The organism is Reella acinonychis (assembly GCF_052384575.1).
In the GTDB taxonomy this organism is placed as follows: Bacteria; Pseudomonadota; Gammaproteobacteria; order Enterobacterales; family Pasteurellaceae; genus JBQSUQ01.
Genome location: NZ_JBQSUQ010000019.1, coordinates 28,753 through 41,894 on the forward strand (window position 1 = coordinate 28,753; position 13,142 = coordinate 41,894).

The 13,142-nt window shown below is 36.6% G+C and carries 14 protein-coding genes; 5 read left to right on the plus strand and 9 right to left on the minus strand.

The features are described 5' to 3' along the window. Window positions 1-94 precede the first annotated feature (94 nt). A complete protein-coding gene (locus tag ACT2CV_RS09100; protein WP_464973357.1) occupies window positions 95-1,573 on the plus strand; it encodes a DNA recombination protein RmuC in 1,479 nt (492 codons plus the stop codon). Next, window positions 1,551-1,877, plus strand: a complete 327-nt coding sequence (glpE, locus tag ACT2CV_RS09105; RefSeq protein ID WP_464973356.1) for a thiosulfate sulfurtransferase GlpE — start codon at window positions 1,551-1,553, stop codon at window positions 1,875-1,877. Before ACT2CV_RS09100 ends, glpE begins: the two co-directional genes overlap by 23 nt. A 29-nt stretch (window positions 1,878-1,906) precedes the next feature. Here glpE and ACT2CV_RS09110 read toward each other — a convergent pair whose 3' ends face one another. Further along, entirely contained in the window at window positions 1,907-2,218 is a 312-nt protein-coding gene (locus ACT2CV_RS09110) for a DUF5389 family protein (protein ID WP_464973355.1), read from the minus strand. Between the two features lie 47 nt (window positions 2,219-2,265). On the opposite strand from ACT2CV_RS09110, the gene ACT2CV_RS09115 reads away from it, so the two are divergent. Next, window positions 2,266-2,838, plus strand: a complete 573-nt coding sequence (locus ACT2CV_RS09115; RefSeq protein ID WP_464973354.1) for a rhomboid family intramembrane serine protease — start codon at window positions 2,266-2,268, stop codon at window positions 2,836-2,838. A 57-nt stretch (window positions 2,839-2,895) separates the two neighbouring features. On the opposite strand, the gene ACT2CV_RS09120 is transcribed toward ACT2CV_RS09115, so the two are convergent. The 8 genes from ACT2CV_RS09120 to rbsK all read right to left on the minus strand — a co-directional run bounded on the left by ACT2CV_RS09120 (window position 2,896) and on the right by rbsK (window position 11,477). After that, a complete protein-coding gene (locus ACT2CV_RS09120) occupies window positions 2,896-4,017 on the minus strand; it encodes a M20/M25/M40 family metallo-hydrolase (protein ID WP_464973353.1) in 1,122 nt (373 codons plus the stop codon). A gap of 9 nt (window positions 4,018-4,026) precedes the next feature. Beyond that, a complete protein-coding gene (locus ACT2CV_RS09125; protein WP_464973352.1) occupies window positions 4,027-4,494 on the minus strand; it encodes a YjiG family protein in 468 nt (155 codons plus the stop codon). Then, window positions 4,491-5,135, minus strand: coding sequence for a nucleoside recognition domain-containing protein (locus ACT2CV_RS09130; RefSeq protein WP_464973351.1), 645 nt, complete (start codon window positions 5,133-5,135; stop codon window positions 4,491-4,493). Before ACT2CV_RS09130 ends, ACT2CV_RS09125 begins: the two co-directional genes overlap by 4 nt. Window positions 5,136-5,301: 166 nt before the next feature. Further along, window positions 5,302-7,014 (minus strand): ribonucleoside-diphosphate reductase subunit alpha, encoded by a 1,713-nt coding sequence (locus tag ACT2CV_RS09135; RefSeq protein ID WP_464973350.1) that lies wholly within the window; start codon window positions 7,012-7,014, stop codon window positions 5,302-5,304. After that, entirely contained in the window at window positions 7,001-7,978 is a 978-nt protein-coding gene (locus ACT2CV_RS09140; protein ID WP_464973349.1) for a ribonucleotide-diphosphate reductase subunit beta, read from the minus strand. Before ACT2CV_RS09140 ends, ACT2CV_RS09135 begins: the two co-directional genes overlap by 14 nt. A 242-nt stretch (window positions 7,979-8,220) precedes the next feature. Next, complete coding sequence (locus ACT2CV_RS09145) at window positions 8,221-9,237, minus strand: aldose 1-epimerase family protein (RefSeq protein WP_464973348.1); 1,017 nt, start codon at window positions 9,235-9,237, stop codon at window positions 8,221-8,223. A gap of 14 nt (window positions 9,238-9,251) precedes the next feature. Then, window positions 9,252-10,541 carry an L-fucose:H+ symporter permease gene (fucP, locus tag ACT2CV_RS09150; protein ID WP_464973347.1) on the minus strand — a complete coding sequence of 430 codons (1,290 nt, stop codon included), beginning with the start codon at window positions 10,539-10,541 and terminating at the stop codon, window positions 9,252-9,254. 15 nt (window positions 10,542-10,556) lie between these two features. Next, on the minus strand, window positions 10,557-11,477 hold the full coding sequence (gene rbsK / locus ACT2CV_RS09155; RefSeq protein WP_464973346.1) for a ribokinase: 921 nt from the start codon (window positions 11,475-11,477) through the stop codon (window positions 10,557-10,559). 172 nt (window positions 11,478-11,649) lie between these two features. Here rbsK and deoC point away from each other — a divergent pair, with 172 nt between their 5' ends. Continuing rightward, window positions 11,650-12,324, plus strand: coding sequence for a deoxyribose-phosphate aldolase (deoC, locus tag ACT2CV_RS09160; RefSeq protein ID WP_464973345.1), 675 nt, complete (start codon window positions 11,650-11,652; stop codon window positions 12,322-12,324). 20 nt (window positions 12,325-12,344) lie between these two features. Beyond that, window positions 12,345-13,097 (plus strand): DNA-binding transcriptional repressor DeoR, encoded by a 753-nt coding sequence (gene deoR / locus ACT2CV_RS09165; protein ID WP_464973344.1) that lies wholly within the window; start codon window positions 12,345-12,347, stop codon window positions 13,095-13,097. The last annotated feature ends 45 nt before the right edge of the window (window positions 13,098-13,142 follow it).

Below are 13,142 nucleotides of genomic sequence, written 5' to 3' on the forward strand. Positions count from 1 at the left end.
CTGTTGCCACTAAAATAAGAAAATTTACCTATATACTGCCTGATTTTACGCATTTTCGTTTATACTAGCCACCTATTTTCACAAGGAATTCACTATGCAGGCACTGTTACAAAATCCTTATTTTTTAACCGCACTTTTCTTCGCATTGTTATGTTTCATTTTGATTTTCTTGCTAGCACGCCGTAACCGAGATGTAACGGAGCTACAACAGGATTTAAATAAAAACATTTTAGATTACAATGCATTAGTCGAAAAATTTGATCAGATCAATATCATTAAAAATCAACAAGATTTAGCCATTGTTCAGTCGCAAACTCGCCTTGAATATTTACAAAATGAGATCACAGAACGCGATGAACTGATCAAACAAAAAACAAACGACTTAGAAAAAACGCAGCTAAATTTAACCGCACTTCAGCAGCAAGTGACTGCATTTAAAATTACTTTATCAGAAAAAGAAAAAAGTTTTGCAGAGCAACAACAGCAATTTTTACAAAGTAAACAACTACTTAGCACTGAATTCCAGAATCTAGCCAATCGCATATTAGAGGAAAAAGCGCAATCCTTTAATCAAACGAATCAAGCCAGTTTGGATGCGTTGCTTAAACCTTTCCGCGAACAAATAGAAGGTTTTCAAAAACGCGTGAATGAAATCCATTCAGAAAATGTGAAAGGCAATGCAGGGCTCGAAGCAGAAATTAAGAAAGTGTTAGAGATTGGTTTATCCATGTCGCAAGAAGCTAATAATCTGGCGTCAGCATTAAAAGGTGAGAAGAAAACCTTGGGCAATTGGGGAGAAATTCAGTTAGAAAAAACGTTGCAGCTGACAGGTTTAATATCAGGCGAGCATTATCAACCGCAAGCGCATTTTAAAGATGAGCAAGGGCGAAACAATTACCCTGATTTTGTTATCAATCTCCCCGACAATAAGCAACTGATTATTGATAGTAAAATGTCATTGGTCGCCTATGAAAAAGCAATGAGTAGTGAAGATGAAACAGAGCGTCAACAATATTTAAAAGAGCATGTCAAAGCCATTCGTCAACATATGGCTGACTTATCGCAAAAAGATTACAGTAATCTTATTGGTATGCGTAGCCCAAATTTTGTGTTAATGTTTGTCGCCGTTGAGCCAGCCTATATTGAAGCCATGAAAGCCGACAGCGAATTGTTTAACTTTGGTTATCAAGAAAATGTAATTTTAGTTTCCCACACAACTCTCATGCCGATTTTGCGTACGGTGGCAAATTTATGGCGAATTGAACGTAGTAATACAGAAGCCAGAGAAATCAGCGAACGTGCGGGCGATATTTATAATCAGGTTTGTTTGCTGGCAGAACGCTTCGTCAAACTCGGCGGCACCATTGCCAATGTGAATACGCGTTACAATGAAACCGTTACCGCCTTGGTGGGTCAACAAGGATTATTTGGTAAAATTGACCGCTTTAAAGATTTGTCAGCCAAAGCCAACAAAACATTGCCTGAGGTTGAATTATTACATGCCGATATTAATACGGAAAAATTAGCTATTTTAAAAGGAACAACATCCAATGACACAATTAATCGAAATTAGCCCACAGCAAGCTTGGGATTTAATGCAGCAAGAAGATTGCGCCTTATTAGATATTCGCGATCTCCCGCGTTATCGCCAAAGCCACGCGCAAGAGGCTTTTCATTTAACCAACCAAAGCTATGGTATTTTCCAAGATGAATATGATTATGACCAACCAGTGATCGTGATGTGCTACCATGGCGTAAGCAGCCGCAATGTTGGTGCGTTTTTAATTGAACAGGGTTACGAACAAGTCTATAGCGTTGAAGGTGGCTTTGAAGCCTGGGAACGTGCAAACCTTCCTATTGAACGTGAATTTCCATAACAAGAAAGGCTTCCAATTGGAAGCCTTTTTTAAAATCCATATAATGCGATGTAAAGAAAAACTGCAATAAAAATCACCGCACTTATGATTAAGATTCGTTTTGCTAGCCTTGGTTGAGTTGGTTGAATTTTAAAACTCATTCGAGCAATAAGTCCCAACACAAAGGGATAAAACCACATTGAAAAGGACATAAAAGTGCGTTGCAATTCGGTTAAATTTGGATTTTCCAATATAGCTGGCGAAAGTAACAAGGCTAAAGGCCATAATAAAATCGGTGAACAAAAACCCGCAATGATCCAACTAAATCGGCTAAAACCTTCGGGCAAACTTCCATTTTCCATTTTAATCCCCATATTAATGTGACTGAATTATGAAAGGAATATAACAAATGCTATCCATTTTTAGAAGTCATCCACCTAAATTTACCCTATTTATTACCGCACTTTGCGGCATTTTATTTATTTTCAGCCACTTGATTGATTTTGATGTTTTAATCAACTTCTTTAACTTTCCTATTGATTACAATGAACAGCAGGATTATTGGCGCTATTTCAGCCATACGCTTATTCACCTGAGTATTATGCATATTGGTTTTAATCTCAGTTGGTGGTGGTTATTTGGTGGAGCCATTGAGAAAAAATTTGGCACCTTCAGTCTTGTGATACTTTATTTTTTATCCGCAATCATCAGTGGTTTCGCACAGAATTGGGCAAGTGGCCCTTTGTTCTTTGGGTTATCTGGCGTGGTGTATGCTGTAATGGGCTTCGTATTTATCGTAGATAAACTCAATCCTCATACTCAATTTGACCTGCCAGAAGGCTTTTTTACCATGATCATCGTTGGAATTTTATTTGGTTTTGCCGCCCCATTAATCGACGTAGCTGTTGGTAACGCTGCCCATATTGCAGGCTTAATAACTGGGCTAGCTTATGGCTTTTTGTTCACGAAAGTGAAAAAGTAGCAAGAAAAACACCGCACTTTTTGGGATCAAAGTACGGTGTTTTTTTAGATAGTTTTATTAAGCAAATAATTTCTTGATGACAGCTAACACCAAATTACATTTAGGCACAACAGAATCGACAACTAAATATTCCGTTTTAACATGCATATTTCCACCTGTTGGTCCAAGCCCATCAATAGTCGGGCAACCGGCAGAAGCAGCAATGTTTCCGTCACTCAATCCACCTGCATCAACCCATTTTATAGGCACATTAAGTTCTCGACCCGCTTCATCAAAGAGCATCTTGATTTTTGGCAAATGCACCAAATCTATCATTGGTGCTTCATCATTGAGAAGGATTCGCTTATGGGTAACCCCTTCTACAAAAGGATGATTCAACACACGATCTAGCTGTTGTTCAAAATAGGCAGCTGAAGAAGGTTGAACATAACGCATTTCAATGGTTAGTGAAGCAAAGTCTGCGATAACATTATGTGCGGTTCCACCATGGTTCATCACGCAATTGAATGTATGTCCGACAGAAAAGTCATTCAATTTGGAGAACTCAACAATAAAGTTCGCAGCTTCAACTAAAGCTGAACGACCTCTCTCTGGGTTGTTGCCTGCATGCGCTGCAACGCCATGAAAATCTATTTGATAGCTCACCATGCCTTTACGCGTTGCAACCATTGAACCATCTTCTCGAGCAGGCTCCATAACAAAACAATATTTAGATTTACGTGCATATTCACGAATGCTTTCTTTCGCATAAGTAGAAGATGTTTCTTCATGGGAATTAAGGAAAATCGCAATATTGAATTTTGTTAAGTCTAATTCTTGCAGAATATAGAAAGACAATAACGCCCCAGCTTTATCATCAATAATACCTAATGCATTGATATGATTGCCTTGTTGAGTAAACGGCACATCTTTTCCATATCCTACAGGAAACACTGTATCCATATGCGCAACAAATAAAATATCAAATTTTTCTGCATCTAGGTTGTTACTAATGACTAAGCAATCTGCAACCTTATCTGTCTCCATCGAAATTCTCGTATGAGATAATCCGAGTTGATTTGCTTTATTAATAAACCAATCTGCAACTAAATTAACGCCTTCAATAGATGAAGTTGGACTTTCAATATCAGTAAGCTGTTTTAATTCTGCAAGGAAACCATCTAATTGTTGCTGTTTCATTGTGTCCTCCTAAAGAATAAAACGCATTAATAACATTGCTAAATAAGCGTTCACAATACAAATACCAAATAGAACGAGATAATGTTTGCCTGGCACACCCAACACGCCTAATACCCGTCCCATATATTGTACTGTGGAGCCAACTAATGCCATGCCAGGTAATAAAATAGCAACATGATGTGCATTTAGTGTACCTTCTTGTAATAAGGCAACTAATACCCCCGCAGAACCACCCCAACTCAAAAATGCAGCTAGAAATACCGCAATAGACTCACCTGGCAATCCCAAAGGTGCCATAATAAAGCCAATATATTCACCAAGTAATTTTAATAAACCTGAAGCATTTAAAATATAGATGATGACAAAAGCCATGATCACATTAGGAATGGTACTATGAATCGCAATATTCCAACCTTTTCTAGCACCTTCAACAAAGATATCTGTGATCAATTTCTTTTCAGTTGTTACATTACTCATACTTCCACCTCATCATCTTTAACGAATTTACTCACATACAAACGCATTAAATTTGCACCAAACACTTTAAATAAGAAAATCACCCCTAAGCACATAGCAATGGACATAGGTACAGAATTATTTGCCTTATCAGTGAGTAAAAGTAATGGCGCAAAAGAAGCTAGAAAGTTCGTTAAGAATGCACCAGCACTAAATTGAAAGGCTGCAAAAATTAATAATTCTTTATGTGTAATTTGCCCTTCATTACGTAAAAATTTAGTGGTAGAACTTCCTGCATCAGTACTTTGCGTACTTGCGATCAATGAAATAGAACATACACCTGGAATACCAACTAATGGTTTCAAAATTGGGCTTAACCACTTAGATGCAGCAATTAATGCACCATAATGTTCGAAGATGGCAACGAAACCTAACGCAAGCATCACACTAGGTACTAAGGTCAATGCAAAAAGAAATCCTCCTTTAGCACTGGTACCACCAGATGTTTTTAACCACTCAGGGAAATGGCCCGTTAACTTACCAAAATCAAAAATACCGCCAAAAATTTCTTTAGCAAAACCACCAAAGAAAACAACGGCACATAATAATGATAAAGTACCAATAATCAGTGTTTTTAGACTGACATTATCTTTACTACTCATACCTCTCTCCTTACCAGTTAGAATGACTATTTTTACTGTACTATAAACTCATCGTAGAAACCATGAGCTATATCACAAAAGTGAAATCTCATTAAAATTCCACCGCACTTTAACCAACAAAAAAGCCTTATCTTCACAGATAAGGCTTTTAAACGGGGAATAAGAATTACCCTTCACAGCTTGAACAAGTACTCAATAGGTTACGGTTAAATACCTGTGCTGCACTCATTGAATATTGGTAGTAAATGGATTTTAATCCTAATTCTTCCGCGGTTAAGTATAACTGGTTCAAGTCACGTGCTGGGGTAGATGGATGTATCATAATATTGATACTTTGCCCTTGGTCAATATAACGTTGACGCTGTGCGGCTTGTTGAATCACACTTAATTGGCTAATTTCAGAGAAGGTTTTAAACACATCTTTTTCTTCTGCACTTAATTGTTCTAAATGCTGAACAGAGCCATCGTTGTGTAAAATACTTTCCCAAATTTCCTCACGATCTAATCCTTTCTCTTGTAATAATTTTTCCAAGAATGGATTTTTATAAACCGTTTTAATTTTCGCCAAATCTTTTACATAGTAATTTGATTTGAACGGTTCCACCGAAGGCGAAACGCTGCCTAAAATAAAGGAAGAAGATTTCGTCGGTGCAATACTCATTAAAGTCGTATTACGGCGACCATAACCTTTTAACAATTCAGGTTCACCAAAACGCTTCGCTAAATCCTGTGAAGCAGCAAGGGTTTTTTCTTGTAATGTTTTGAACACTAAGTTGTTTTTCTGCATGGCTTCAAAGCTATCGAATGCGATGCCATTTGCTTGCAAATAGCTATGCCATCCCAATACCCCTAAGCCTAAAGCGCGGTGTCTTCTCGCAAACTTATTGGCTTTATTTAAGAATGGAATATCATTACTTTTCTCGATGAATTCAGTCATCACAACATCCAAGAAATAAGTTAATACTTCTGGTGCATCTGTGTCTTTCCACTCATCAAAATAAAGTAAATTCATTGAAGATAAACAACAAACGAAACTTTCATCTGCACTTGCTGGCAACATAATTTCAGTACAAAGATTTGAGGCATGAACCACCATATTTTTATCTTTGTACACATCTGGACGACCTGCGTTCGCATTATCTTTAAAGAACAGATAAGGGATACCTGTTTCTGTTTTACGTTGTAATAATTTCGCCCAAATCTGACGTTTGTAAGGATCGCCGGCTTTCATGCTTTCTAGCCAATCATGTCCTACACATACACCGTAATACATTAATTGGATTGGGTTACCTTCAGTATGAATATCTAACCATTCATCAATATCGCCATGTTCAATATCAATATAACCCGCAAATTGACCTTTGCGTGATGTTCCTTGCGAGATAACATCAATTACCGTATCAAATAATTTCGTGAAATTAAATGAACCGTCAGACTTACCATTATTTTTAATTGCCGAACCACGTGGACGGATATCACCAAAATAAGCCGACGTACCACCACCAATTTTGCTCATCATGCCAACTTCAGCTGTTGTTTCCATAATATTAAAAATGGAATCGCCAATATAGCTACCAAAACAAGAAATCGGTAAACCGCGATCTAAACCAAAGTTAGACCAAATAGGTGAAGAAAGAGAGAAATAACCACGCCCCATATAATAGTAGAATTTATCTGCAAAACCTTCTATGCCTAATCGACGTTCAGCATGTTCTGCAATAAAACGAATACGGTCTAACGCGGTGGTTCCTTCTAATAAGTATCCACGTTGTAAAAATAAACGACTATCGTCATTTAACCATTCAAAGTCAGGACGATTTGTATTGGTGTAGCCAAGGTCGAAGAGCTTTGGCTGATGGTAAGCATTAGAATAAGTCATCGGCGGTAATCTGTTTCATTTTTTTACTATAATCGGTACTACGTTTGTTAAAGAAATCTGTTTCTTTAGTGGACAGAATTTCAATATCAAACCACTCGGTTTCTTTTAATAAAGTCGGATTGATATCATGTGGCGGTTCCAATCCTAAGATCATTAAAGAATTGTTATAACGACTCTTAATATAATTCGCTACCGTTTCCTTACTGATAAAGCTCAAATCGCCACCTTCAAAAATCCAATCTAAAATACCGCACTCTGCTTCAAATGCTTGATCAGAAAGTTGTTTTAATTCAGCAAAGAATTGATCATCAAATAAATCTGGGTGTTCGTCACGTAAAATTTCATATAACGCGATACCAAAACGACCATGAATTTCTTCTTCTTTAGAGGTTGCTTCCACCGCATTAGAAATACCTTTAAACAAGTTTTTATGCTTATTAAAAGACATCATAATTAAGAATTGGCCAAACAAAGAAATATGCTCAACAAATAAAGAGAAAAGAACAAGTGATAAAACAAATTCGCCCTTGCCTGCGTCTTTATCGCGCATAAAGCTTTCCATATAACGAATACGGTTCATTAATGGCTCAATGTCTTGAATTTGAGCAAACATATCGTTTAAACCCAACTTCTCCAACAAGAAAGAATACGCATCTTTATGACGAACTTCTGATTCTGCGAATGTACCACCTACATCATCCATTTCTGGTTTTGGGAAATAGCGATAAAGTTCGCCCCAGAAACGTTTTACATTCACTTCTACTTGCGAAATCGCTAGCATAGCTCGGGTTAACACATGACGTTCATGATCATTAATCGTTGTACGATAATCTTGAATATCACCAGTGAAATTAAATTCCGTATGTAGCCAATAAGAATGACGAATCGCATCCTTAAACTCAAGCAACTCAGGGTACTCATAAGGCTTAATGTTTAAGCGTTTTTCAAAAATATTTCTGGACATAGGCGTTCACTTATTTTGAGCTGTAAATGGGCATTATTTTAGGTAAAAAAAAGTTGATGAACAAGACTTGACAACGCATTATTCCAGTAGATAGGTATTAGACAATTGATTTATAACGAAAAATATTTTTTGGCATATATATGGTGTTTTTATATCAACAACCACTAGATATAGTATTGAACAAACAAAAAGTGCGGTTAAAAACACCGCACTTTCTATTAGAAATCCGATGAGGATTTAAGTTATTCCTCAATACCTGTTGTCACAGTAAAGTGTCTTGTTTCATGAGGTTGTAATTTAATTAAAGCCCCTGATTTTTCAGCAGCAAGATAGCCCTCTGGGCGACAGGTTGCTGGTAAAACAAAAGCACCTACTTGTTGATCAGCATTATATAAAATCCAACGTGTCGCATAATTAAATTGACTTGATGAGAATTTCGCCAAATAATTATGACCTTTTGGAGAATGCATACGATATTCCAAGTTCTCTTGATATTGTTGCAAATTATCCATAAAGAACACAATTTCTGGATTATATAGCTCATCATTTTCCAATGCATCAAGGCGATATTTTCCTTGATTAATCTGCTCATTGAAGGCTAACCACTCTGGTGTTGGTTTAACATGACCAGGAATAGTTTGGCGTAATTGCACCGCACTATCAGGAATATTTTGGCTAAATGTTGCACCATGTTCATAACAATAATTCATGTGACACATATATTGTAATGGCATTTCTACGCTTGCCAAATTGGTCACTTTCATATTGATATCAAATAATGAACTGTCCGCTTTTAAAACAACTTCTGGTTCAGCTAAATAATGGTCACCAAATCCTTTTACATACTCAACCTGACCACCTACACCTAATGAATCTTCATCAATAACTAACCAAATTTTATCCATCGCAGCACATGGCATTTCGCCATGTAAAGGATGATCATCTTCAGGGCTAGGGCAACCATTGCGAATTAATCCAGAGTGGAAGGCAAAGCAACCATAAGTATCAATAATAACGGATCCCTGTTTAGGCTCGCTGAACATATTTTTCATTTTCAGGGTTTGCCCATTAAATTCAGCATCCCAAATAATTTGTCCATAAAAAGGTAGTACAGTGATAAAACCTTTGCTATTAATTAGTTTGATTGCTTCTATCCCTGAATCATATTTAAAACTCACCGCACTTAGCTTGTCATTTTTAAAAATAACACGTTCTTTCTCACTAAACTGTTCTTTACAGAGATAAATATAACTTTTCATCTTATCCCTCCTCATTAAGCGTTATTTTTTAATTTGCCGTAGAAATAATAACCTACATAGGCAAAGCATAATAATGGCACAACAAAGGCTAATTGAAGTGAACCAACAGAATCTGATACATAACCATGAATTGCTGGAACAACTGCTGCACCAATGATAGACATAACAACTACTGCGCCACCCACTTCACGATGTTCTTGTGATACGGTACCTAATACGGAAGCATAAATTGTCGCCCAGCATGGCCCAAATAAAACGCTAGCAAAAATAGCAGCATAAACAGCAGAGAAATCATGCACAAAAGCCGTATAACCAAGCGTAATAACACCTAAAATAGAATACCAAAGTAATACTAAATCAGATTTGAATTTGGTCATTAAGAAGTTAGCAATAAATTTACCAACAAAGAAACCAATGAAACTGTACACCATGAAGTTAGACGCATCACGCTCATTCATATCACTTAAATTTAATGCTAGACGAATAGTGAATGACCACACTGCAACTTGCATACCAACATACAAGAATTGAGCCACAATTCCTTTCTTAAAGGCTGAATTACCTGCTAAATATTTTAATGTATCAGTAAATTTAACTTCTGATTTGGCGTTACCCGCATTTGCTACTTTACATTTCGGGAATTGTGTAACTAAGAATAAAATGGTTACGGCAATTAATACAAAAATCAGATACTTATATGGCTGTAATGTATGCTCTAACATTGAAAGTTTGAAATTATGGATTTGTTCTGGCGTCATTCCTGCCATTTGTTCTTCAAGGCTTGCACCTTCTTGGAAAATTAAATATTTACCTAATAAAATCCCTGCAATCGCACCAATTGGGTAGAATGTTTGGCTAATATTCAAACGTAATGTAGCGTAATCCTTATGACCAATCATTGAACTATATGTGTTCGCAGATGTTTCTAAGAAACTTAAACCAATAGCGATAGAGAAAATAGCGGCTAAGAACATGGTATAAGTTGCCATATGAGAAGCAGGATAGAACATTGAACAACCTGCAATATATAGCGTTAAACCAATCAAAATGGCAATCTTATAGCTTGTTTTCTTAATAACTAAAGACGCAGGAATTGCAATTAAGAAATAACCTCCATAAAACGCACTTTGTACTAAGGCGCTAGCAAAATCACTTAATGTGAATACGCTCTTAAATTGTGTAATTAAAATATCATTCAAACTTGCTGCGGCTCCCCATAATGGAAATAAGCAAGACAATAAAATAAATTGAAAAATAGGGGTCTTATTAAGATAGCCATCTGGCATTTGTTGTATATCTTTCATGATATGCTCCTTCATTTATTGTGCTGTTTTTTGGAATTTCTCAAATTCTTCTTTATTAGGATAAGAGGATTGCGTTCCTTGACCGGTTACGCTATAAGCTGAATAAAGCGAAGCCATTTGCATTGATTTCTCAACATCGCCCGTTGCAATATAGTAGCGAGAGAAGCAACCAATAAAGGCATCACCGGCACCACTGGTATCAATCGCATTCACTTTATGTGGTGCAATATGTGTTACTTCGTTTCCGCGCAACCAAACAGAACCTTTTTCACCCAATGTCACAATGAGATTTTTCAAGCCTTTTGATAATAGGCTATTCGCTGCCGCTTGAATTTGCTCCATTGTTTGTACCGGCATGCCTGTTAAAATTTCTAGCTCAGTTTCATTTGGCATAAAGAAATCACACTTACAAGCGTAATCAATATCTAATTCTTTGCTTGCTGGTGCTGGATTTAAAATGACTGGAATATGATGTTTATTGGCAAAATCAATTGCGTAATAGACCGTTTCTAATGGAATTTCCAATTGTAAAATAAATAACTTACAATTTTTTAACCGCGCTTCTGCACGATCAATGTCAGCAGGTTTTAAATGAGAATTAGCACCCTTAATAATTAAAATGCGGTTTTGTGAAGACTGATCAACAAAAATAGGTGCCACACCACTTGATACGCCTGGTACTTTTTCAACAAATTCTGTATCTACGCCATAGTGTTGAAAATTACGAATGGTGTTGTCAGCAAAAATATCATCACCGACTTTTGTCATCATCATAACCGATGCACCCAATTTAGCCGCTGCAATAGCTTGATTCGCGCCTTTACCGCCACAGCCCATTTTGAAATCAGGAGCTTCTAGTGTTTCTCCCATTTTTGGCATCTCATTGATATAAGCAATAAGATCCACCATGTTAGAACCAATAACAGCAATATCCATACATACCTCCTCGATTAATAATGTTATAATTAGAACAATTATTGGATGTTTTTAGTATAATTCAAACAAAATGTTAAAAAAGTGACATTCATCACAGTTTTAAAATTTTTTTGATGTATCATATAAAAAAGTTAAAATAAATCATCTCAACTCGTTTTAAGGAGACATTACTATGCAAGCAAGTCAAATTGCACAATTCATTGACCATACTGCTTTAACAGCAGAGAAAACAGAAGCAGACATCCTACAATTATGCCAAGAGGCCATTGACAATCATTTCTTCTCTGTCTGCATAAATTCAGCTTACATTCCTCTTGCAAAACAAAAACTTCAGAATACAAATGTGAAAATCTGCACAGTTGTAGGTTTCCCTCTTGGTGCAAATTTACCTTCAGTAAAAGCCTTTGAAGCACAACAATCTATTGCAGAAGGTGCGGAAGAAGTGGATATGGTGATTAATGTTGGCTGGATCAAATCCAATAAATGGGACGATGTAAGAGCTGACATCCAAACTGTTTTAGAAGCTTGCCAAGGCGTTACCTTAAAAGTAATTTTAGAAACTTGCTTACTCACCAAAGAAGAAATCGTTAAAGCCTGTGAAATTTGTCGAGATCTCAATGTAGGCTTTGTGAAAACCTCTACAGGCTTTAATAAAGGTGGCGCAACTGTAGAAGACATCGCACTTATGCGTAAAACCGTTGGTGAAAAATTAGGTGTGAAAGCCTCTGGTGGGGTACGTGATACTGAAACCGCCATTGCGATGATTAATGCAGGTGCAACGCGAATTGGTGCAAGCGCAGGGATTGCTATTATTAAAGGTTTGAAGGACAATAGTAGCACCTACTAAAGCAAAATAGGAGCAGCAAAATGGATAAAAAAATACAATCACGTATTCAAAAGTTAGAATTTTTGCTTAAACAAATGGATAAAATCCATTTACGCGATGCGGCAAATATTCTGAATGTGTCAGAAATGACAATTCGTCGTGATTTAAATGCCCATTCTGGCTCCATTTTGTTGCTTGGTGGCTATATTGTAAAAGATTTACAAAAAAGTAATGAACATAGCTACCAAATCTTTGAACATGAAAATAAACATATTGCAGAAAAAATGGAAATTGGACGGCTCGCTGCGAATCTTATTGAAGAAGGTGATGTCGTCTTTTTTGACTGTGGTTCTACCATTCCTTTCATTGCCTCTCAAATAGATTCTTCGCTAAAATTCACCGCACTTTGTTGCTCTATTAACACTTTCCTCATTTTACAAGAAAAGCCTAACTGCGACGTGATTTTATGTGGCGGCAATTATTCACGCCATAATTCTTTCTTAACGCCGATCCAATTAAACAATGAGCTTGATGCAATTTGCACCGATAAAGCCTTTATTTCCGCTGCCGGCGTGGACCTTCAACAAGGTGTAACTTGTTTTAATTTTGAAGAAGCGAAAACAAAACATAAAGCAATGGCGAAAACCAAACAAGCCATTTTAATTTTTGATCATTCTAAGTTGCATAAAGTACAGAAAGCTTATGTTGCTAATGTCAATCAATTTGACTTACTCATTTCTGAACAAGCGCTGCCTGACGCCTTTGGTGATATTAAACAAATTTATACGAAATAAGCCAATTACCGCTTTCTATAATTGCGCATTACCCTGTTAGAAAGT